The sequence below is a fragment of the Acinetobacter lwoffii genome, assembly GCF_024129855.1.
GTDB lineage: Bacteria > Pseudomonadota > Gammaproteobacteria > Pseudomonadales > Moraxellaceae > Acinetobacter > Acinetobacter lwoffii_L.
In genome coordinates this window covers 1-22,262 of sequence record NZ_JAMXXC010000019.1, presented here as the reverse complement: position 1 = coordinate 22,262, position 22,262 = coordinate 1, and the positions used below count along the sequence as shown (strand labels likewise).

Here is a 22,262-nt window from a genome sequence, read left to right as displayed (position 1 = left end):
ATCTGTGATGATGAAAGTGTTGGCAGTGGTTGCATGTGTTTTATTTCTGCAAGGCTGTATTCATAAAGTGGTCACGGTTCCTGTCAAGGTGGCTTATAAAACCACAAAAGTCGCAGTGAAAGGTACAGCGGCTGTTGTGGGCGCAGTGATCCCGGATGGGGATGACGAAGAAGATGATAAAAAATCAAAAAAAGATAAGGATTAAAGTACCCGCTTATGCGTAACGAAGTACTGCATGGCTATCTGATTCATCATCGTAAGTACCGTGAACGCAGTCATATTGTGCATTTATTTACCCAAGAATATGGCAGGGTAGACGGCATTCTCAGGCAAATGCCACCACCGCAATATCAGCCCATTCGTTTGCAAGCTTCAGGTAAATCCGAACTCAAAAATTTTACTAAACTGGAAATTGTCAATCAGCCGATTTTCTTTTTTGGCGATACCTTTTTTTCGGGTTTTTATCTGAATGAAATCCTGTTGCGGTTATGTCCTTTAGAAGTCGAAATGCCGCAAACTTTTGCCAAATATGCTGAGACCTTAACTGCATTACAGCAATTATCCGTACAATCTAATCCAAATTTATATTTAAAACAGATCTTGCGCCAGTTTGAGCATGTTTTGCTGGAAGAACTCGGTTATGGTCTGGATTTTTCGGTAGATGCCAATCAGGCGCAGATTGATCCACAACAGCACTATTATTTTCAGCTCAATGCCGGCTTTATGCCATCGGCCAAAGCCTTACGCTCCACCCTATCCGGTCAACAGATTTTAAGCATGTTGACGTATGAAAATGGTGGGGATTTTAATCCGGAACAGTTACAATTACTGACGAAACTGTATCGACAGGTGATCACGGCCTTGCTTGGTGATCGACCATTAAAAAGTCGACAACTCTGGATTCAAAACTCTCAATCTCAATCGTAGTTAGGAAAAGATTATGGCTGCATTACTTGGTGTCAATATTGACCATGTCGCAACATTAAGACAAGCACGTGGTACGACGTACCCAGACCCAGTCAATGCTGCATTGATCTGCGAACAGGCAGGGGCAGAAGGCATTACCTTGCACTTGCGTGAAGACCGTCGTCACATTCAGGATGACGATGTACGTCGTATGGGTCCTGCGTTAAAAACCCGTATGAATCTTGAGTTGGCAGTGACTGATGAAATGATCGCCTTTGCCAAGGAAATTAAGCCACAGCATGTTTGCTTTGTTCCTGAGAAACGTCAGGAAGTGACCACTGAGGGTGGTTTGGATGTCGTGGGTAATTTTGATGCTGTAAAAGCAGCGACTCAAGAGCTGGCAGCCATTGGTTGTGATGTATCTTTATTTATTGATGCTGATTTTGCACAAATTGATGCAGCAGTTGCTTGTGGTGCACCGACGATTGAGATTCACACAGGCGCCTATGCCGATGCAGAAACTCCAGAAGCGCAACAAGCGGAACTTGAACGCATTGTGAAAGGTGTAGAGTATGCAGCTGCCAAAGGTCTGGTGGTCAATGCAGGCCATGGTTTAAATCTGGATAACGTGATGCCAATCGCCGCGATTCCACAGATTCATGAGCTCAATATTGGTCATTCTTTAATTGCGGATGCGGTATTTGTCGGTCTGGCACAAGCTGTTCAGCAAATGAAAGCCGTGATTAAGTCAGCGCGTTAAGATTAGAGTAATTATGTCGAATATTAATTATGATGAACTGATGCAGCCGGTGATTGCGTTCCTCGGTTGTGAAACACCACAAGCATGGCTGGATATGGCAGTCGAAAATCTTGAAATCTTAATGCAAGATCATGCCAACTGTGAAAAAAAAGCAGCCAGCACGGCCATGAACCTGATGTTCCGCTATAGTTATTTTGTTGATCTACAGGTAAAGCTTGCACAGCTGGTGCGTGAAGAAATGCTGCATTATGAGCAAGTACTTGAATTGATGAACAAGCGCGGTCAGGCTTGGCAAAACTTGAGTGCAGGGCGTTATGCCGGTGGTTTGCGTAAGGAAATCCGGACTTTTGAACCTGAAGCCTTGATTGATGTCTTGGTGATTGGTGCCTTTGTAGAAGCGCGTTCCTGTGAGCGTTTTTACGCGCTTGCTTCGCGTGTTGATGATGAATTGGCACGTTACTACCGCTACCTGCTCAAGTCCGAATCTCGCCATTTTGAAGACTATCTGGCTTTGGCGATGGATGTGGCTACCACAGCGAAACTGAAAAATCCGAAAGAGGATATTCAGGAGCGAATCCTGCATATTCGTGAAGTTGAAAAACAGCTAATTCTCACGCCTGATGAAACTTTCCGTTTTCATAGCGGTGTTCCGGCTCAAGCGGCTTAATCTCGGTGACAGCTTAAAAATCCTCCATCTATGGGGGATTTTTTATATCTCGAAATTTTAAAAGAGGGGTATTTATATATCGAGTTTTATGAGGGATTGAAAATAATTATTTATTTTAAATATTTGAAAATAACAAGCCGTCAAATTTTAAGTAATAAAAAAACCCACTTCATTATGAGTGGGCTTTCTTGAATTTGGCTCTCCAACCTGGGCTCGAACCAGGGACCTGCGGATTAACAGTCCGTCGCTCTACCGACTGAGCTATTGGAGAATCTGAAAGCGATTATAGAGAGATTTTGACAGGGGTCAAGCAAAAATTATCATATTTATTATAAATACAGCCTGTCTGTTTTTAATTTAGGCAATTGCATAAATTTCACGAAAAATACTTGTCAGAATAAATTTCACTTGCTAGATTAAAACCATAAAGTCGTTTGACCAAATGGTCAAACAGTGTGGATTTAAACCTACTTGCCAGCACAAAAATGGCTAAACCGGAGACAGCGAATGAATACGCTCAGCATCCCTCAAATTTTCTCTCAACTGGCTTATTATCAAGAAAACTATCTGCAAATTATTGCTGATCCTGCACAGTATTATATCCCGGTTAAAGACGCTCATATCACGCTATGGCCCTTGGCGCAAAAATCACTTTATTTAGGTGATTTGCTGCAATTATGGTTTGCAGAAAAATGGTTGGTAGAAACTGAACGTCAATTTAACTTTGAAGTTTTCCTGAATGCAGACTATCTGAAAGAGCAAGACAAAGATCTTTATATCTATGCCATTTCTGGGAATCTTTTGACGGGAACCAATCAGTCTAAAGCGTGGCAAGCCTCAATAACACAAACACAAGATGTGGAATTAGCCAATGTTTCCAAGCATTATTTTGAGTTTCAAGGCTTAACTCGACCACGCTTGTCATTTGTTGAAGCGGGGCAGGCGAAAAGCAGTATTATTTAAATGAATTACCTGATGAGTTGTGCAGGCTAGCAATTTCATTCAGTCCGAATAATCATACAGGTCGCAGTGGCATGAGCATACAGGCGACCTTCTTCATCCAGAATCTGACCTTCAGAAATACCTAAATTTTTACTGAGATTAATTGATTTTCCTACGGCTTTCAGTGGCTGATTCTGAGGTATAGGGCGGCACATCTTTACATTCAGATCAATGGTGCCATAACCGACACCTGCTTCAAGTAAAGTATGAATCGCGCAGCCTGTCACGGTATCCAAAACGGTTGCAGCAAAACCACCATGGACGCCGCCAAGCGGATTTAAATGTCGATGATCAGCTTTGACCTTAAATTCTACATGTCCGCTTTCAATCACTGCTAGTTGCATCGACATGGTTTCGCTAATACTTGGGGCCGGGATTTTTTCATCACGCATCGCTTCCAGTAATGCTAAACCGCTCATTTCTTTTGGGTTCATTGTAATTTTCCTGTCATTATTCTTGAGTTGTTGAGATTTAATTCAAAATTGTGACATCGATAATAGCAATCTGGTATAGGAATGGCGGATTATTTTGTAAGAAGTACATTGCCTGCACCTGAGTAAAGTCATTTTTATAAAAAATAAGAAATAGAATGAGTTATGGCAGGATACTGGTATACATTTCTAATGAAATATCTCAGATCTAAATAATCTGCCAAAAAACGAATCTTATAAAAGAATTAAAAATCGAGTGATAGGGTAATGAAAAAGTTTCTGCATCTTTGGGTGCCTATTTTTCTCAGTAATGCCATTATTATGCTCAGTAGTTTGTTCGACGTGATTTTTCTATCACATTTTTCACCTCAGCATGTGGCTGTATTGGCAGTCTGTTTGTCTGTTTATTCTTTGTGCTTTGTGACGGGTATTGGGGTGTTACAGGGCATGATGCAAGAGCTGGCAGAAGCCAATGGACGTCAGGATTATGCGGATATACAGCGTATTGTGAAGCAAAGTATTTTGATTGTACTGGTGATTTCTGCTGTTGCGATGTACCTGTTTAATCATGCAACTCCTTTACTTCATTTTTTAAAGGCAGATGCGGCCTTACAGGCATTGATTGTGTCATGTCTGTGGCTGTTGGCTTGGACGATTCCAGCGCATTTATTGTTGCGCATTTTATATATTTTAACCCAAGCCTGTGGGCAGGCTAAGCGCGTGTTCTACGCCAATATGATCTATTTACTGCTCAAAGTGGCTTTGGCTTATGTCTTGATTTATGGCATTGAAGGTTATGTTACAAGCTATGGGGTTGAAGGTGCATTCATGGCACATTTGATTGTGCAGTGGGTACTGTTGTTTGTTTACTATTTTTTCTTCCTTGAGCGGAAGTTAAAGATCCAGTGGTCTGGTGTTTTCTTTCACTGGCAGACTTTGTGGAAAATTTTAAAAATTGGATTGCCCAATGCGGTGGTGACTTTTGTGGATGTATTTGCCATCAGCGCGATTGCTTTGCTGATCTTGCCTTCGGGTGACATTGTAGTGAATGCACATCAGGTGATGCTTGGTTTATTGGGCTTGATGTTTATGTTGCCGATGTCGATGGCATCCGCCTTCGGTATTTTGGTGTCGACTAAAATCGGTGCGGAGCAGATTGATGCTGCATGGCAACTCAGTAAATGGGCACTGATGGCTGTGATGCTAATAGCTATCGTTGTCATGTTGACTATTTGGGGTTTAGATAGTTGGATTGTAGGGTTATTTAGCAATGATGCGCAGGTGATTACATTAGCCTTGGCATCGATCTTGTTAATGTGTTGGATGCATATCTTTGATGAGCTACTGGTGATTAGTTTGGCAATGCTACGTTGCTGGCGTGAAATTGTCAGACCGATGTTTATTTTTATCAGTACGGTGCTGGTCGTGGGCTTGGGTGGTGGTTGGTATGTGGCGTATCATTCAATGACACTGTTCAATTGGCAAAGCAATGCATTGGGGATTCATGGTTTTTGGTGGATGTTGAGTATTGCGTACACGATTGCAGCAAGTCTATGTTTTGTTTGTTTACTCATGAAATACTTGAGCTATAAGCGAATACGGCTCATTGTTTAATACATGTTGAAGAACATAAAAAAACCCGCGAAATTCGCGGGTTTTTTTATCTAGCAAGCTAGATTATTTTGCAGCTTTTTCAGCTTCGATTGAAGCAATCGCAGCATCAACGCCTTCGATAGAATCAGCAGCTTTTTTGATACGTGCAAGTGCATCAACAAGTACTTCGTCAGCCGTTGCGTAAGAGATACGCATGAAACCACCTAAACCGAAGGCATCACCCGGAACCACTGCAACACCAGTTTCTTCCAGTAACCATGCAGAGAATTCTGTGCAAGATTTAAGACCTTTGGCACGAATCAACGGTTTGATGTTGGCATATGCATAGAATGCACCATCAGCAGGCAAGCAAGAAATACCATGAATATCATTCAAGCCTTTCACAACTAGGTCATGACGACGTTTGAATGCTTCAATCATTGGTTCAAGAACGTCTTGAGGACCATTCAATGCAGCTTCAGCAGCAACTTGCGAAATAGAAGTTGGGTTAGAAGTTGACTGAGATTGGATCTTTTTCATTGCACCAATAAGTTTAGCAGGGCCCGCTGCGTAGCCGATACGCCAGCCAGTCATTGCATAGGCTTTAGATACACCGTTTAATACGATAGTACGGTCATAAAGGTCTGGTGCAACTGTTGCGATGTTGTAGAACTCGTCATCCCAACGGATTGGTTCGTACATATCATCAGATGCGATAAATACTTCTGGGTATTTACGCAGTACGTCAGCCAGCGCTTCAAGCTCAGCTTTAGTGTAGATCATACCTGTAGGGTTAGACGGGCTGTTCAATACTACTAGACGTGTTTTGTCAGTGATTGCAGCTTCTAATTGTTCAGGGGTGATTTTGAAACGTTGTTCTTCACCACATTTCACAATAACAGGAACACCTTCAGCGATGATCACCATGTCCGGGTAGCTTACCCAGAATGGTGCAGGGATGATGACTTCATCACCTTTGTTTAACAAAGCAAGGGCCAAGTTAAAGAATGATTGCTTACCACCACAAGAAACCAGAATCTGGTTTGCTGCATAGTCTAGGTTATTGTCGCGTTTGAATTTAGCAATAATGGCTTTTTTAAGACCTGGCGTACCGTCAACAGCGGTGTATTTGGTGAAACCGTTGTTAATCGCTGCAATTGCTGCATCTTTGATGTGTTGAGGGGTATCAAAATCTGGTTCACCTGCGCCCAAACCAATCACGTTATGACCTGCAGCTTTTAATTCAGCAGCTTTGTTGGTCACAGCAAGCGTAGGGGACGGTTTGATGGCATTCACACGATCAGAGAGACGTACGTCCACGGCAGTATTCCTTCTTATAGGGATTAAAAAATAAAAAGCACATTATCTTAGCCTAAAATGGTGCAGATAGGGCAAAAGAATTTGGAAAACTTTAAGGAAAAAATGGTGTATTGACCGAACTTTATCTTGAATTTCGATGCGCTGGGAGCAGGCGAGGAGAGACTTGTTACATCTCGGTCATGCATATGAATGCATGAAATATAAAATAAAAATGGCCACTTTAAAGTGACCATTTTGTGTTGTTGATATTGTGGTTACGCACTAAAGCGTGACAAATCTTCGTCCGGGCGTGCGGTTAAAATTTCCGCGCCGGTTTTAGTCACTAGAATTGTATGTTCATATTGTGCTGACAATGAGTGATCTTTGGTGACCACTGTCCATTTATCACCGAGTAATTTGGTTTTCCAGTCACCGCCATTGACCATTGGTTCAATGGTAAAGGTCATACCTTCTTCAAGCACCATGCCAGTATCTGGTTGACCATAATGCAGCACTTGCGGTTCGTCATGGAAAGTTGTACCAATACCGTGACCACAATATTCACGTACCACGCCAAAACGCTCGGATTCAACATACTGCTGAATGGCATGACCAATATCGCCAATGGTTGAACCTGGTTTTACAGTTTCAATACCCCGGTACATGGCTTCTTGCGCTACCTTACATAGACGGTTGGCAAGGATCGTGGTTTCACCACCCACGATGTACATCATGTTGGTGTCACCATGATAGCCATCTTTAATCACGGTCACATCAATGTTCAGGATGTCGCCTTTTTTCAATTTTTTACTGTCTGATGGAATGCCGTGACACACCACATGGTTCACAGAAGTACAAATGGTATGTTGGAAGGCAGGTCGACCCGGTGCAGCGCCATAGCCTAAGCATGCAGGAATCGCCTGTTGTTGATTGACAATATAGTCATGACAAATCGTATCAAGTTCCAGAGTGGTGACACCCGGAACAATATGCGGTTTGATCATATCCAAAACTTCTGCCGCCAGTCGCCCTGCCACACGCATTTTTTCAATTTCGTCAGAGGTTTTGATGAGTCGACGTGGAGCTTGGTAAGTGTTGTTCATGATCTCTAAAAACTTTTGGAAATTTGTGTGTGACTATGGTATAAATAGCCGCCCATTTTATCAAATGCTTTTTCGTGAATAAATTTCACGGGCTTTGTGCGATGAGGCAAAAAATCCGCACATATATCGACACATTACTCTGGGTGCCCTTTAGGGTGGAGAATGCGGGTATATGGAGGCCTAACCCAAACTTTAAGGTAAAGAAAATGGCAGATTACAACGTAAGCATGCGCGACCTTCTTCAAGCTGGCGCGCACTTTGGTCACCAAACTCGTTTCTGGAATCCAAAGATGCGTGATTACATCTTTGGTGCGCGTAACAAAATTCACATCATCAACCTTGAGCACACTGTTCCTGCGTTAAATGATGCTTTGAACTTTGCTAACAACTTGGCTAGCAAAAAGAACAAAGTTTTGTTCGTTGGTACTAAACGTGCAGCTTCTGCGATCATCCGTGAACAAGCTCAACGCGCTGGTCAACCATATGTAGATCACCGCTGGTTAGGTGGTATGTTGACGAACTGGAAAACACTTCGCCAATCTATCAACCGTTTAAAAGACCTTCAAACTCAATCTCAAGACGGTACTTTCGCTAAGCTGACTAAACGTGAAGCTCTAGAGCGTACTCGTGAGATGGAAAAACTTGAGCGTGGCTTAGGCGGCGTTAAAAACATGGGTGGTTTACCTGACGCATTATTCGTAATCGATGTTGATCACGAAGCGATTGCAATCAAAGAAGCTAAGAACCTTGGTATTCCTGTAATCGGTATCGTTGATACAAACTCTAACCCAGACAACGTAGACTACGTTATCCCGGGTAACGATGATGCGATCCGTGCAGTAACACTTTATGCTTCTGCTATGGCTGATGCGATTCTTGCTGGTAAAGAATATGCTCAATCACAAGCAAATGCACAAGCTAAAGCAGAAGAAGCTCCAGCTTCTGAGGCTTAATGCGTTTGACGCTAGCTTGTCATTTTTGCGACATGTGATGGTGGCAAAGTAAGCGTTATGTATGCAGGCGGCCCATGAGAACTCCTCTGGGCCGTTTCTGTTCTAAAAAGAATTCATTTTCTACCGAATTTAGGAGATAAACATGACTGCAGTTACAGCAAGCATGGTTAAAGAATTGCGCGATCGTACTGGTCTTGCAATGATGGAATGTAAAAAAGCTTTGACAGAAGCGGGCGGCGACGTTGAATTAGCGATCGACAACCTACGTAAATCTGGTCAAGCTAAAGCTGCTAAAAAAGCAGGTAACATTGCTGCTGACGGCGCAATCACAATTGCTCAAGACGGCAACAAAGCACTTCTTCTAGAAGTTAACTGTCAAACTGACTTCGTTGCAAAAGACGAAAACTTTGCTGGTTTCTCTGCGAAAGTTGCTGCTGCTGCACTTGCTGCAAACGTAACTGATCCTGCTCAAATCGCTGAATTGAAACTAGAAGATGGTGCAACTGTTGAAGAAGCGCGTATCGCTCTTGTTCAAAAGATCGGTGAAAACATCCAAGTACGTCGTGCGAAAATTGTTGAAGGCGAAAACCTTGCAGTTTACAAACACGGTCTTAAAATCGGTGTTGTTGTTTCTTACACTGGTGATGAAGCTACAGGTAAAGGCTTGGCAATGCACGTTGCTGCGTTCAACCCAGTTGCTGTAAATGCTGAAGGCGTTTCTGCTGAGCTTATCGCGAAAGAGAAAGAAATTGCTGAAGCGAAAGCACTTGAATCTGGCAAGCCAGCAAATATCGTTGAGAAGATGGTTGTAGGTTCTGTTGAGAAATACTTGAATGAAGTTGTGCTTGAGCGTCAAATGTACGTAATCGACAACGATAAGAAAGTTGCAGACGTTCTTAAAGCAACTGGTACTACAGTTGCAAACTTCGTTCGTTTCGAAGTTGGTGAAGGCATTGAGAAAAAAGCAGAAATGAGCTTCGCTGAAGAAGTTGCTGCTGCTCAAGCTGCTGCAAAATAATTCCTTAGGAATTAGAAAAAGCCCTATCTGATTGATGGGGCTTTTTTATGTTGATTTATTCTTCATCAGCAATTCAAGAATAGGATTTGGGTTTGGTGATAGAGCTCAGATCATGTATTCATCATTTAATAAAAAAGTTATAAAAATGCCAAATAAAACCAATCTGAGCATCGGTGCAGTCATTGCACTGTTGATTGCTGCTTATCTGGGCCTGGATCTACAACAATCCCAACCACTTATTCCATCCGCATCTGATACTACAACTGAAACGCTTGATTCAGAGCCTAATTTAGTACCCTCTCAAACGACTGATGATCTGGACCGAATTGCACGGGCGTTTCAACAGCGCCAGAGTGATCTACAAGTGCGTTCAAGCGGGCAGGTGATTGCCGTTTTGCCAGATGATCATGAAGGATCGCGCCATCAAAAGTTTATCCTCGAATTACCAAATGGCCAAACTGTACTGGTTGCACATAATATCGATCTGGCACCGCGTATTCAGAGTATTCAAAAACAGGATCAGGTCGAGTTTTATGGAGAATATGAATACAGTGACAAGGGCGGGGTGATTCACTGGACGCATCATGACCCTGCGCGAAAACATGTCGATGGCTGGTTAAAACATCAAGGAAGAACCTATCAATGAGGTTCTTCCAATTGGATAAATCGAATATGGCGTTTAAACGCTCATAATTGCGCTGTTATGGCGCGATTTCCAGTTCGGTAGGATTTTACCTAAATAGGCATCCATGCACCAAATTGGGCCAATGAGGAGGAATTGGAGGTCTTTGAAGAACGAAGGCTTTTTACCTTCCACTTTGTGCCCATAAAATTGGCCAATCCAGGCCAAGACAAACAGGGCAATAAAGAAACCGGTACCGACTGGCAGAATCCAGATGAGCCAAGCCATTACCAACGTTAATACAGCCATCGCTACTGCCAAAACAAGATCTAGGCGTGCATAGAAGATAAAAGCCAAAACCAGTAGCAGGGTAGTCAGCAAAGCGCTGAAATGCGCTAGAATGCCAATAATCGAAAAATAGATAGTCGGTACACAGACCCAGTGAATCAGCTTATTGGTTTTATTTTGATGGCTGTCACTATATTCATCAAACCATTCAGATATTGTTTTCATTCTTCGCTCCATTCCATGAACATGTTTTGCTTATCTGGAAATATAAAGCAGAATCCGGATATGGTCAAAAGTTAATCATGCAAGCGAGCGAATTTTATCAGGCAGGATGAGCCTACCAAAATTTTCTTGAAAGAACTTTAAGATAGGGCGGAGCAGGAGCGTTTATATTCTTCTAGAAAATGAGCACAATAAAAAAGCCACATTGCTGTGGCTTTTGTTAAATGTGTTGCAGGTCAAATCTTAAGAATTTGGACCAGCGACACGTTCAATACTGACTTTTGCAGTACCTGCACTGGTAATACCCAACTGTTTCGCAGCACCGTAAGATAAATCAACAACACGGTTACCATGGAAAGGACCGCGGTCATTTACTTTAACCACGACGCTCTTGCCGTTATTGCGGTTAGTTACGCGAATATAGCAGTTCAATGGCAGGCTACGATGGGCAGCTGTCATTGCGTTCATGTCAAAGGTTTCACCGCTTGCAGTTTTACGGCCGTGGAATTGACGACCATACCAAGACGCTGTACCTGTCTGACTGAATTTACGTACAGTATTAGAAGCCACTGTATTCAGTTTTTCAATCACTGAAGGCTCTTCTGCAGGAAGTTCAATTTTCGCTGCAATGGTTTCACGGCGAACTTTATCGCCAGAACGCTCAGTGATTGAAAGGCTGTTCAAATTTGTGAAATTTGAATTGAAGCTTTGAGCTTCTTTATTGAGTACGCGCGTGGCAAGACGCGAATTGTCATTTTCATTGGTGAATGAAGATGACGGAACCATATCTGCCTGCGATTGCGTCAGCGTGACGATCGTGGCAATGGCCATAAAAGACTTCAAAATTGAAGAATGCATCGAATCAACTCCTAACAGCATATCTATTGGTTGTTCATAAATGGCTGAAAAACCATGTAAACATGCCTGATATTTAACTTATGCAACTACATTTAACGAAATGGATAATATTCATGCCGGCAATACCCTGTCTAGTGTTTAATTAAAATAGTTAAAAAAAGAACGCAAAATAAACAATGATTGATTAAAAAATAATCAATATTGTAACATGATATTAAAATTGCTTAAAATACGTACAAATTAACCTATAAAAATGTTGACTTTCATAATTTATATTAATTTTCAGTGTTAACGGCTGGTAATTTCGGTACCTAATAGCCACAAAGCAGTAGCATACATACGGCTACGATTATAAGTGGTAATCACTTGAAAATTTGGATAAGTGATGTAGTAAATCGAGCCATAATTCTCTTGTAATTGAATTACATTGACCAGATCCAGATCGTCAATTTTTACGATTGGATTCATTGGGCTGATGCCTTGCGTTTTTAACACACCATAAGGCATAGGTTGAGTCAGATCTTTGGCAATCACGGTATCGGGATTTGAACCGGTATAACGTGCCGGAAAGGCAATGGGCTGATTACGCTGCCAGCCATGCTGTGCCAGATAGTTGGCAATCGAACCAATCGCATCTACCGCTGAGTTACGCAGGTCAATATGACCATTGCCATCGTAGTCCACGCCGAATTTTGGAATGTTGCTCGGCATAAACTGCGGATAGCCAACAGCGCCGGCATAAGAACCCACCACAGAAGATGTGGCAACACCATCTCTATATGACCAGGCAATTAAAGCAGCCAGTTCATCCTGAAAATACTGGGCACGACGTTCATAACCAAACCCTAAGGTTGCCAGGGCATCACGAGTGACAAAAGAGCCCTTGTTGCTGCCAAAACCGGTTTCTACGCCTAAAATGCCCAGAATGATCGCCTGTGGTACACCAAACTGCTGTTCAGCACGGTTAAGCGTCTCTGCATATTGCTGTTTAAAGCGTACGCCGCGCTGAATGGTAGATTCAGCCAGGAAGTTAGTCTTATACGAATACCAAGGCTTACTTTCACCTGGGCGATTCATGATATTGATAATATTAGGCAAATTACGCGTCCCGCTCATGGCGGAATCTACTTGCTGGGCACTCAGCCCATAGCTCTGCATGGCGTTCTGCTTAAAAGCGGCATAAGAAGGGTGATATTGGAAATCGTTGGCCAGACTCAAACTGCTGAGACCAAATGCGGTAAGTGCGATTGAAAGCTGCTTAAACTTTTTATAAAAATCCGATTTCAACATCTTGCTACGATTTCCAGTTTTTTTGATGAGTTGCTGGCGATGTCATTTGAATCATGCCATGAAAAAGATTGATAAATTTTTTCAATCGTGGGGCTTAAAGTGCCAGATTAAAGATAACATTCGGATGAATAAGAGACCTAGCCGCTTATACAAAAATAGCGATGGATTGGCTATTTTTACGGCAGTCTGTCTTATAGAGCCGCTTATCTGTAACAAGCTATTTCATTGATCATAAAAAAGCCTGACCGAAGTCAGGCTAATTCCTCAAGATTTGTAGAAAATCTTGAAACCATGCTATCCAAAACTATTCTGTATAGAACAAAGTGTCGTGATATTCGGCCATGGCGCGCAGCTCATCTTTATTCAAATTCAGAATGATTTTATCTGCTGCCATATTGATGGCCTTGATCACTGCAGATGCGCCAATATCTGCTGCCTTGCGTTTGATCATGCCAAGATCCAGGGTTTTATTAAAGTCGACCATAAAATGTCGTACTGTCGCTTCACCAAATTGCTTGTACAGGTTGCTGAACGCTTGTTTATCGATACTCTGACCGGCTTTAAGCTCCGCATAATGATGTTTTAAATTCGTCACCAGACTGGCATCCAGTGATTCACCAATGCGGAAATGTCCTTCAGGATCTTTAAACAGACTGCGCTCAGAGAATGCAATCGACTCTCTGACTACGTCATTTGGTGCTTTACTCAATAACTGTTTCAGCAAAACTGCAACAGTCGACTTGATATAGCCAGCCAGTTTTTCCGCAGTATCGCGTTTATCACTGGCAGGGAAGCGACGCACCAGCTCGGTGAGAATCGCATCAATAATTTCATCATTAATCATCAATGCGGTTTTATCACGCAATGGGTAAAGCGGCTCACTTGAATTTTTGTTTTTTTGTGCAGTCTGAATTGTATTTAAAAGCTCTGCAGAAGGAATAAACCCAAAAAATGGCATTGTTCAACCTCAATGTTTTTTATTGTCGCGCTAAACGAATAGGGCGAGGCATCCATGTTAAATCCGATACACGGCAAGGGTTGATATCCAATCCACCACGGCGTGTATAGGTTGCGTAGACCATCAGCTTTTCCGGTTTCAGTTGCTGCCAGATATCGGCAAACATCTGCTCCACACATTGTTCGTGGAACCCATTATGCTGACGGTAGGAAATAATATAAGCTAAAATACTCTTATAACAAGGTTTTTTACCTTGATAACGTATAAAAACTGTTCCCCAGTCCGGCTGGCCAGTGACTGGGCAGTTACTTCTGAGTAAATGTGAATACAGCTGGATTTCACCTTCTGCTGCATCATCCGAATCCAAAGCCAATAAACTGGCATCTGGATGATTCTCTAGGCGCTCAGGTGTCAGCTCGTCAATGCAGATGCCTTCCGGCTTGCTGATCTCTAATTCATCGACCTGAAACAATTGCAGTTTAACTTCAGCTTCAGCCGCAGCAGATAAATCTTTTTCGACCGTCGTGATAAAGGCATCTTGAGATTCAAACTTGGCAAAATTCAGGCTATTGAAATACAGTTTTAAGGATTTGGATTCAATCAGATTCGGCGAAGACGCTGGCAAGCTAATGCGGCCAATAGCCACTTGCGGCACACCGGTTGAATTTAACCAGGAAATTTCAAATACATGCCACCAGTCTGCACCTTGCTGAATCGCTTCGACATGTGCGTATTGTTCACGGGCAGGCGCGCGCGAAATCGGAAACAGAACATCAGGCTGATATTCTGTCGGATAATTGGTGTCTTTACCAAGGAGAGATTGTTCTACACTCATTATTCACGCATTCCTGAACCACGGGAGAGTAAATGATAGGCCACTGCATACAGCACGGCACAACATAAGGTAATTACTGTCAGTGAAATGGCGACATTGACATCGCTATGTCCTAAAATGCCATAGCGGAAAGCATTGACCATATACACGACAGGATTAATTAAAGATAGATTTTGCCAGAACGGACTTAAGCTCGAAATAGCATAAAACACACCACCTAAATAGGTCAGTGGCGTTAACACAAAAGTCGGGATAATCGAGATATCATCGAAAGATTTGGCATAGACGGCATTGATAAAACCACCCAAGGAAAACAGCAGGGAAGTAATCAAGACTGTATATATAGTCACAAACCAGTTGGTGATGTATAAATCGGCAAAAAATAAGCTCACGGCACTGACAATGATCGCAACCAGTATCCCACGAATCACACCGCCCAATACATGACCCCATAAAATGGCATGCATCGGTACCGGACTCATGATCAGTTCTTCAATACTTTTCTGGAATTTTGAGCTGAAGAAACTAGACGAGACGTTGGCATAGCTGTTGGTGATCACGGCCATCATAATCAGACCGGGCACAATGAACTCCATATAACTATAGCCGCCCATTTCTCCAATGCGTGAACCGACCAGATTACCGAAGATCACAAAGTACAGGCTCATGGTGATTGCAGGTGGCAACAGGGTCTGTGGCCAGATGCGCATAAAGCGACGCACTTCTTTATAGATAATGGTATATAAAGCTACGCTGAGTTGATTAATGTTCATTGCGCAGCTCCATCCAGATTTTTCTCGACCATTTTCACAAAAAGTTCTTCCAGACGATTGGATTTATTGCGCATACTGCGTACCTGAATATTCTGTGATTCCAGCAACTGGAACAGATCATTTATGCTATGTGCCTTATCCATGGTAATTTCTAAGGTCATCGGATCGATCAGGTTAAATCGCACGCCGATGATATCCAGATGCAAAGGTTCAATCGGTTCGGCCAGATCAAAAATAAACGATTCTTCATTGAGCTGACTCAGGAAGCTTTTCATGGTGGTGTCTTCTTTAATCACACCGCGATCGATAATCGCAATGCGGCGACACAACATTTCTGCTTCTTCTAGATAATGCGTGGTCAGAATGATGGAGGTGCCTTTTTCATTCATCTCGTTCAAAAATTCCCACATCGAACGACGCAGCTCGATATCAACACCAGCCGTCGGTTCATCCAGAATCAGCAGTTTCGGTTCATGCATCATGGCACGCGCGATCATCAGGCGACGTTTCATTCCGCCGGATAACATGCGGGCCTGAGTAGAGCGCTTTTCCCATAAACCCAGTTTGGTCAGATAAAGCTCCGCCCGTTCCTGTGCAATTTTTTTAGGAATGCCATAATAGCCTGCCTGAGTTACCAAAATATCAAAGGTTTTCTCAAACTGGGCAAAGTTGAATTCCTGAGGCACCACACCTAGGCACTGTTTGGCCTGAGAAGGGTGGGTATCCAGATTATGACCAAAAATTTCGACTGTACCGGAGGTTTTTTTTGTTAATGAGCTGATAATACCGATGGTAGTAGATTTTCCTGCGCCATTAGGCCCCAATAGCGCATAAAATTCACCTTCTGGTACATTTAAGTTAATCCCTTTCAATGCCTGAAAGCCATTGCGATAGGTCTTTGACACATCCCTTAAGATCAGTGCATCAGTCATGAATATCTCAAATGGTGAAAAGTTGAGATATTGTGAGTGATCTCGCAAAATAAGCCAAGTGATTCACATGCAATTCTGTGTTGCTGTTTTGGAACATTGTATAAAGCTTAAGCATAAAAATGATGAAGTTAGAGATAGTTGCTTTACCTTATGCTTTTTTTTGTTATGATGTGCGCGATCCAAAAAAGATGCGCTCATAGCTCAACTGGATAGAGTACAGGTCTCCGAAGCCTGTGGCGTGGGTTCGAGTCCCGCTGAGCGCACCATTTATTTAAACTATAAAACTGAAAAATAAATCAAATTAGTATCGCACACAGTTGCGGCCATCATCTTTCGCCCGATAAAGATTGTTATCGGCAATTTTCAAAACGTCTAGAATATTTTTAGAACTGTCTGGCCAAGAAGCAATACCAATCGAAATGCTGATGAAACCTATGTTGTGAATTTCTTTACATGCAATCTCTTTTCTGAACCTTTCTGCACTTTCATAAACTTCAGTAAGATTGCTGTTCGGTATAATAATGATAAATTCTTCACCGCCATAACGGCAGCAAATATCATCTTTACGAAATTTTTGCTGCATCGTCTTGGCAATATGCTTTAAGACAACATCACCTTGATCATGACCATAATTGTCATTCACGTTTTTAAAGTGATCCACATCCATCAGAAGTACTGAAAACGGGATGTTCATTTTCATGTTTTGAGTCATGACGTAATTTAAACCACGACGATTCATCAAGCCGGTTAAAGGATCCGTATTAATATGATGATCCATCTTGCTCATTTGTTGTGAAAATTTGCGAACACTGAGCAGTAGGGCTAACTTGAATTTTGTGACCTCATAGTACCAAGGCTGGATATTCTTAATTTTTGAACCGATTTCTGCCTGATTTAGCAGACTCGCCATATCTGCCAGTTGATTCAACGGGGCCGAGATAGAGTCAGACAGTCGCCATACAATATAAAAAACAAGCAGATAAAATAAAAAGAATCCTGCGGCTAATTTATAAAGGATAGAATTTGCCTGTTTAAGTAAATCATGGGTGGGTTGTTGGGAAACCACGATCCAGTTTGAAGTCGGAATATGAGAAAAACCCGCCAGATTATCAGTGCCCTGGCTATTGATTAAACGAATTTGACCATTTTTATGCGCATGCATATATTCCAGACCAGTATTATTGCTGGCCAATTGACCGATTCTTTCACGATCGGGATGGAAAATAATTTTATTTTCATTGTTAATCACATACATATAACTATTCTTATAATTTTTATAAGTGGTTAGAAGCTGATTAATTACATTTTTTTCTTTTAAATAAATCGCTGAACCGATGAAGCCCTGATAGTGATTTGACTTGTCAAAAATAGGTTGAGAAATAAACACAATCATATTTTTTTGCACAGAAAAATAGGGCGAAGATATATAAGTCGATTTTTTATGAAGAGAGTCAATAATCCCTTGAGTATGTTGTATTTTGCTTTTATCAATATGCAGAATATTAGGGGAAAAGTTTATCAGTCTGCCTTGGGTGTCACTGATCACAACACTGTTATAGTGTTCAGACTGATATTTTAATTTATTGACCTCGGCTTCTCTTAGCTCATTGTTATTAAAGTCTTGACCTAATATCTTGGCACTATAGTCCAGCTCAAGAAGCATATTTCTAAAATGGTTGTCTGTGCTTAATGCAATTTTATGTGCATGGTCAGCGTTTAAGGCAAGGGAATTGTCGATTAACTGATTTTTTACGATCTGATAGCTAATAATGAGAGAAATAATAAAAAGGCTAGACACACTAAAAATAGCCAATAAAAGTATTAACTGCCTTAAATTGAGATCAAGGTGTTTCCTAAAATTATTAGCTGACATAAAAAATTAGATATACCTCGATGTATTTATGAGCATTGTATTGCATTTATATTCAATGTTTAAGGTTGATATAAAATTAAATTTCCATTAAGTGGGAGCTTTTATTTCGATCAAATTTAGAATTTATAGATTGCTTGGCTGTAAATAGGGTGGATTTGAAAAGCTGAGTAAGGTTCTGAATATTTGACTATGCTGCAAATAAAAATATGGTATTTAACGTTCAGAAAATCAATTGAATAATTTTGATTTCCTCATGTAAGTTATTAAATAATCAGAAAAAAATATGGTTAATTGACATTGATGGGAGGTTAAATTGTCGCCATTTTTTGAAAAATAATCATTTTAAAATTAGTCGTATCGATTCATGACAGCAGTTTCTTTGAATATTGCGTCCTTTTCCGGAAGTATTTTTTATTTATAAAAAATCATATTCCAACTTAAATTTTAAAGCGCTTATTGAGATTATGAACGAGAGTATTGAGCCGTCTATGCAACGGGAAGTTGTATGCTTAATAAGGTATTTTTCTAGAAATCAATAAATTAGATAAAGATGATATGAATGCAAAATTCTTCGTAAGACAAGCCAGAAATATTCTAATCTGCTTTAAAAAAATGACAATTGGAATCTTGTATAAGTCTTCTTTTAGAAGTGTAAAAGAGTATTGTTGGCTAAAAAAATACTGTTATATTGAACTCATGGTAGGTCGTAAAACCAATAAGACGCTACCGATAAGTTGGACGGATCAATGACAGTTAGTTGAGTTTGATGTTCATCACCAGACAATAAATCTAGCACTAGCCATCCAACACAGAGCTCGCAGAAATGCGAGCTTTTTTAATGTCTGCGCAATTCATTCAGTTTAATATTCTTTTTATTATAATCCCTCCAGATAAAAAAGTTTACATTGCCAAATTCGCTAACATCTTGAAGATTAATCGCTTGACTAATTATGGTATAAAAAACTGCAAATTGGATAATGAGAGAGGAAGGAAAAATGTCAAAGATGATTGATATCAAGGTGAAAGATCAATTTAGCCAAGTGACTGAAGCGAAAGCGATGCTGCGTTCCTTTGCAGAGCACAACATTCATCATGCAGCTGAGTTGGTCAAAAAAATTGAACACATCGTGGTGGATGGTGAAACCATTCTGCCGAGTATTGAGTTGTTGTTTGAAAGCCAACAATCTTCAAATATTTATCGCGTTATCGAATAATTTAATCAGTGAACTTCAGATAGGTAGAAAAAAATTGAACTTATTTATCCGAAATCACCGATTCAGCAGATAAAAAACTCACCATTTAGGTGAGTTTTTTATACTTTGGTGTTTGCTAGCTTGGATACTACTGTATGCAGCTATAATCAGCTTCTGATTCAATATCTAAGAGAAGACAACGTGATAATGGGCTTTAATTGGCCGAAGAAATATCCCATAACAATAAAAAAGCTCGCTGGAGTGAGCAAATATTTAAATCTGTTTAAGCTGCACATTCACATCATATTTTTCAAAATCTTTTAGAATCTGCACTAAAGTTTGCTGTGCGATTGTATGCTCAGGGCTTAAAGAAATTTCCTGACGAGTCGTGCTGTCAAAACATTCAATGGCCTGGATCAGCCAATGATGCTCAATGGGACTTTTTTGAATCAACACACGGCGCGGTTGCAAGCTGTCACTGATCTGGTGGGGAAGTACATAGGTGATCGCCAGTTGCACAAATTGCAGTTCTTCAACCGGACTTAAAAAGGTAATTACCCAATTGCCAACTTTACTCAGTTGCATGGGATTATCGAACGCATCGAATTCTAAATAATGTGACATATACATGATCCAATCGGATGTCTATGCTCACTATATGGCGGGATTATAATTCTTTTTCTATCACGCTTAAGTCGGATATTTCGAGCTTTAAATTTTGCTTAAATATAAATATATCAAATAACCAATTAGTTATCTTGAATAATTAAAACTGCCTCATTGTTAAACTCACTTATTTAAGAGTTTAAAAGACTAAGATGTTCTTATTCAGGCGCTTCATTTTACTGCAATTGATCTAAAGCAAAATTGATCTGCTTCAGAATGTGATTCAATTCTTGGGGAGCAATACGGCTTTCCTGAAGGGACGTGATCCATTGCATTTGACAAAGTTTCAAACTGCGCACATCCGGTGCCTGTAAAATATGGTGAATTTGCTGCTTGGCCATCAAGCCACAATATTTTTGTAAACTTTCCATCATCATATATTTGAGGTCTTCAAAAGACATGAGTTTGAGTTCAGGCAGCTTTTGTTCATGGCTTGAATCCGTTTCAGCAGATGGAGTGTTCTGCAGTATTTTTATGGGCTCCATCTTAGAGTTTAGATCTTTTGTCGCAGAATCCGCTGCTATCGAGGAATTCAACGAACGGTGAATCTCAGAGTGTGCCAGATCAACTTTTGTATCTGTTCTTGCATCAGCCTGCTTTTGACTGATGGCTACCTCGCCAGTTTCAGCCGGAACGATTAAATCCATGGCATAAAGTTGATCTAAGAGTTCGGTAGGAGCAAGCTGCTGCTTTAAGCCATCATTTAATAAGTTGAAATCCTGGCTGCCGATCAGAACCAATAAGCGGCGTTGGCGTGCGGTCAGTGGGATGGAGCGATCCTGTAGCACCTCGATCCCACGTTGAGTTTTATAAAAATGCATCATAGCTGAATAGATGGTTGCTTAAATTCAGCTAGAGCATAGTCTGTGAAAATTACATTAATATGAAGTATTTATTAAAATACAGAGGTTTATTTTGATAAGACCTATAATGTCGTGATCGCCGTATTTTCAAGTGCCTTGCGTAAATAAGGATCGAGTTCATCCTGACGCAGCAACCATTGCACATAGTCAGCAGGTAGTTCTGCAATAGCAGTGCCGCGATGTTTACCAAAATTAATCGTACGTGGAATTCGGGCATCTTCAGAAGCGTCGAATAATTCCTGCATGCTGTTGATTTTTAAATGATGCACAATATGCATCAAAATATTGGCAGTTAAAATAATATCCATATCGGCACGATGCGCTTTACGGATCATTTCACGCGCTCTTTCGCTGCCTTTGGTGATCATATAAATCAGGGCAGAAATATTGTGTGCTTCCGCATCTGGCCAGACCCGACGTGCTAAAGCCAGTGTACAAATCGCCTTGATTTTTGAAGTATCTACGCCACATTTTTCGATGGCACGGACGTCATAATCAATATTATGGCCGATCATGTAGACGGTTTCATCAGGCAGGCGAAAGGTACTGTAATGCGGCTGACCTTCCAGATCCGATTCCAGAATATGATGCACGGCCATGGCAGCAAAAGAAATAGCTTCGTCACATGAGTAGAGCTGATCAAACAGGCGGCTTTTATCCAGACTGATTTTATGCTCTACAATTTCGACAGGCGCATAAGCAATTTCGATGGGTTGGCCATTTAAAGTATGCGTTTCGGTATCAAGAATAATGGCCTGCATGTCGGAAATGTGCCTGAAAAGAGAGGAGAGTAAAATCTAACATTATTATTTTGCAACTGACAATTGAATTGCTTTATTTCTGTATTAATTGCAGGCTTTTTAACGTATGACTACTATTTGTGTAGTTCTGGAGACAGAAACCTCTCTATTCTTAAGTTTGCATGCTGATTTCATAATAAATCTAAACCAGTGCGAATTTAGCAAAAAAATAACGCATTCTTTATTTTGCAACTGACAATTGAATTGCTTTATTTCTGTATTAATTACCGGCTTTTTAACGTATGACTACTATTTGTATAGTTCTAGAGACAGAAACCTCTCTATTCTTAAGTTTGCATGCTGATTTCATAATAAATCTAAACCAGTGCGAATTTAGCAAAAAAATAACGCATTCTT

At 41.0% G+C, this 22,262-nt stretch carries 24 protein-coding genes and 2 tRNA genes; 11 read left to right on the top strand and 15 right to left on the bottom strand.

The features are described from left to right. Window positions 1-7: 7 nt before the first annotated feature. The 4 genes from NI465_RS12605 to NI465_RS12590 are packed head-to-tail and all read left to right on the top strand — an operon-like array spanning window position 8 to window position 2,333. Window positions 8-205: an NF038104 family lipoprotein gene (locus NI465_RS12605; RefSeq protein ID WP_004645619.1), complete on the top strand. Its 198-nt coding sequence runs from the start codon at window positions 8-10 to the stop codon at window positions 203-205. Between the two features lie 11 nt (window positions 206-216). Then, window positions 217-927 carry a DNA repair protein RecO gene (gene recO, locus NI465_RS12600; protein WP_253145538.1) on the top strand — a complete coding sequence of 237 codons (711 nt, stop codon included), beginning with the start codon at window positions 217-219 and terminating at the stop codon, window positions 925-927. A gap of 13 nt (window positions 928-940) precedes the next feature. Beyond that, a complete protein-coding gene (gene pdxJ, locus NI465_RS12595; protein WP_219308931.1) occupies window positions 941-1,666 on the top strand; it encodes a pyridoxine 5'-phosphate synthase in 726 nt (241 codons plus the stop codon). A 13-nt stretch (window positions 1,667-1,679) separates the two neighbouring features. After that, on the top strand, window positions 1,680-2,333 hold the full coding sequence (locus tag NI465_RS12590) for a MiaE family protein (protein ID WP_005247503.1): 654 nt from the start codon (window positions 1,680-1,682) through the stop codon (window positions 2,331-2,333). Window positions 2,334-2,528: 195 nt separating this feature from the next. Here the strand turns inward: NI465_RS12590 and NI465_RS12585 are convergent. Then, window positions 2,529-2,604 (bottom strand) — tRNA-Asn (locus tag NI465_RS12585). Window positions 2,605-2,840: 236 nt separating this feature from the next. On the opposite strand from NI465_RS12585, the gene NI465_RS12580 reads away from it, so the two are divergent. Further along, on the top strand, window positions 2,841-3,296 hold the full coding sequence (locus tag NI465_RS12580; RefSeq protein ID WP_005103793.1) for a hypothetical protein: 456 nt from the start codon (window positions 2,841-2,843) through the stop codon (window positions 3,294-3,296). Window positions 3,297-3,331: 35 nt separating this feature from the next. Here NI465_RS12580 and NI465_RS12575 read toward each other — a convergent pair whose 3' ends face one another. Beyond that, window positions 3,332-3,769 carry a PaaI family thioesterase gene (locus NI465_RS12575; protein ID WP_253145536.1) on the bottom strand — a complete coding sequence of 146 codons (438 nt, stop codon included), beginning with the start codon at window positions 3,767-3,769 and terminating at the stop codon, window positions 3,332-3,334. Window positions 3,770-4,033: 264 nt separating this feature from the next. On the opposite strand from NI465_RS12575, the gene NI465_RS12570 reads away from it, so the two are divergent. Then, entirely contained in the window at window positions 4,034-5,380 is a 1,347-nt protein-coding gene (locus NI465_RS12570) for an MATE family efflux transporter (RefSeq protein WP_253145535.1), read from the top strand. A gap of 63 nt (window positions 5,381-5,443) precedes the next feature. On the opposite strand, the gene NI465_RS12565 is transcribed toward NI465_RS12570, so the two are convergent. Together NI465_RS12565 and map are read right to left on the bottom strand one after the other, a co-directional pair. Continuing rightward, the gene (locus tag NI465_RS12565; protein WP_005103791.1) at window positions 5,444-6,679 is read right to left on the bottom strand and encodes a pyridoxal phosphate-dependent aminotransferase; all 1,236 of its coding nucleotides are present in this window, start codon (window positions 6,677-6,679) and stop codon (window positions 5,444-5,446) included. Window positions 6,680-6,933: 254 nt separating this feature from the next. Then, a complete protein-coding gene (map, locus tag NI465_RS12560; protein ID WP_004645609.1) occupies window positions 6,934-7,761 on the bottom strand; it encodes a type I methionyl aminopeptidase in 828 nt (275 codons plus the stop codon). 206 nt (window positions 7,762-7,967) lie between these two features. On the opposite strand from map, the gene rpsB reads away from it, so the two are divergent. The 3 genes from rpsB to NI465_RS12545 all read left to right on the top strand — a co-directional run bounded on the left by rpsB (window position 7,968) and on the right by NI465_RS12545 (window position 10,378). Further along, window positions 7,968-8,714: a 30S ribosomal protein S2 gene (rpsB, locus tag NI465_RS12555; RefSeq protein ID WP_004279050.1), complete on the top strand. Its 747-nt coding sequence runs from the start codon at window positions 7,968-7,970 to the stop codon at window positions 8,712-8,714. A 142-nt stretch (window positions 8,715-8,856) separates the two neighbouring features. Beyond that, complete coding sequence (gene tsf / locus NI465_RS12550) at window positions 8,857-9,732, top strand: translation elongation factor Ts (protein ID WP_004279049.1); 876 nt, start codon at window positions 8,857-8,859, stop codon at window positions 9,730-9,732. Window positions 9,733-9,877: 145 nt separating this feature from the next. Further along, window positions 9,878-10,378 (top strand): DUF3465 domain-containing protein, encoded by a 501-nt coding sequence (locus NI465_RS12545; protein ID WP_026055722.1) that lies wholly within the window; start codon window positions 9,878-9,880, stop codon window positions 10,376-10,378. A gap of 33 nt (window positions 10,379-10,411) precedes the next feature. Here the strand turns inward: NI465_RS12545 and NI465_RS12540 are convergent, their stop codons facing one another. The 7 genes from NI465_RS12540 to NI465_RS12510 form a co-directional block, all read right to left on the bottom strand. Beyond that, entirely contained in the window at window positions 10,412-10,867 is a 456-nt protein-coding gene (locus NI465_RS12540) for an Mpo1 family 2-hydroxy fatty acid dioxygenase (RefSeq protein ID WP_005106461.1), read from the bottom strand. 240 nt (window positions 10,868-11,107) lie between these two features. Further along, a complete protein-coding gene (locus tag NI465_RS12535) occupies window positions 11,108-11,722 on the bottom strand; it encodes a septal ring lytic transglycosylase RlpA family protein (protein ID WP_004279046.1) in 615 nt (204 codons plus the stop codon). A 288-nt stretch (window positions 11,723-12,010) separates the two neighbouring features. Continuing rightward, window positions 12,011-13,012: a lytic murein transglycosylase B gene (gene mltB / locus NI465_RS12530; protein WP_253145533.1), complete on the bottom strand. Its 1,002-nt coding sequence runs from the start codon at window positions 13,010-13,012 to the stop codon at window positions 12,011-12,013. Window positions 13,013-13,316: 304 nt separating this feature from the next. Then, a complete protein-coding gene (locus tag NI465_RS12525) occupies window positions 13,317-13,970 on the bottom strand; it encodes a hypothetical protein (protein WP_005247485.1) in 654 nt (217 codons plus the stop codon). 19 nt (window positions 13,971-13,989) lie between these two features. Next, window positions 13,990-14,805 (bottom strand): NADPH-dependent 7-cyano-7-deazaguanine reductase QueF, encoded by an 816-nt coding sequence (gene queF, locus NI465_RS12520; RefSeq protein WP_004279042.1) that lies wholly within the window; start codon window positions 14,803-14,805, stop codon window positions 13,990-13,992. Next, window positions 14,805-15,578, bottom strand: coding sequence for an ABC transporter permease (locus NI465_RS12515; RefSeq protein ID WP_004279041.1), 774 nt, complete (start codon window positions 15,576-15,578; stop codon window positions 14,805-14,807). The genes queF and NI465_RS12515 overlap by 1 nt, the downstream gene beginning before the upstream one ends. After that, window positions 15,575-16,510 (bottom strand): ABC transporter ATP-binding protein, encoded by a 936-nt coding sequence (locus NI465_RS12510; protein ID WP_180086175.1) that lies wholly within the window; start codon window positions 16,508-16,510, stop codon window positions 15,575-15,577. The genes NI465_RS12515 and NI465_RS12510 overlap by 4 nt, the downstream gene beginning before the upstream one ends. A gap of 190 nt (window positions 16,511-16,700) precedes the next feature. Between NI465_RS12510 and NI465_RS12505 the strand changes: the two genes are divergently transcribed. Beyond that, window positions 16,701-16,776: transfer RNA gene (locus NI465_RS12505), tRNA-Arg, on the top strand. A 35-nt stretch (window positions 16,777-16,811) separates the two neighbouring features. On the opposite strand, the gene NI465_RS12500 is transcribed toward NI465_RS12505, so the two are convergent. Further along, complete coding sequence (locus NI465_RS12500; RefSeq protein WP_253145531.1) at window positions 16,812-18,383, bottom strand: sensor domain-containing diguanylate cyclase; 1,572 nt, start codon at window positions 18,381-18,383, stop codon at window positions 16,812-16,814. 995 nt (window positions 18,384-19,378) lie between these two features. Between NI465_RS12500 and NI465_RS12495 the strand changes: the two genes are divergently transcribed. Further along, window positions 19,379-19,597, top strand: coding sequence for a hypothetical protein (locus NI465_RS12495; protein WP_004645598.1), 219 nt, complete (start codon window positions 19,379-19,381; stop codon window positions 19,595-19,597). Between the two features lie 252 nt (window positions 19,598-19,849). On the opposite strand, the gene NI465_RS12490 is transcribed toward NI465_RS12495, so the two are convergent. The 3 genes from NI465_RS12490 to NI465_RS12480 all read right to left on the bottom strand — a co-directional run bounded on the left by NI465_RS12490 (window position 19,850) and on the right by NI465_RS12480 (window position 21,866). Beyond that, window positions 19,850-20,200 (bottom strand): hypothetical protein, encoded by a 351-nt coding sequence (locus tag NI465_RS12490; protein ID WP_253145530.1) that lies wholly within the window; start codon window positions 20,198-20,200, stop codon window positions 19,850-19,852. Window positions 20,201-20,418: 218 nt separating this feature from the next. Next, on the bottom strand, window positions 20,419-21,066 hold the full coding sequence (locus tag NI465_RS12485; RefSeq protein WP_253145529.1) for a hypothetical protein: 648 nt from the start codon (window positions 21,064-21,066) through the stop codon (window positions 20,419-20,421). A gap of 101 nt (window positions 21,067-21,167) precedes the next feature. After that, window positions 21,168-21,866, bottom strand: a complete 699-nt coding sequence (locus NI465_RS12480; protein WP_004645595.1) for a DUF3820 family protein — start codon at window positions 21,864-21,866, stop codon at window positions 21,168-21,170. Window positions 21,867-22,262: the final 396 nt, after the last annotated feature.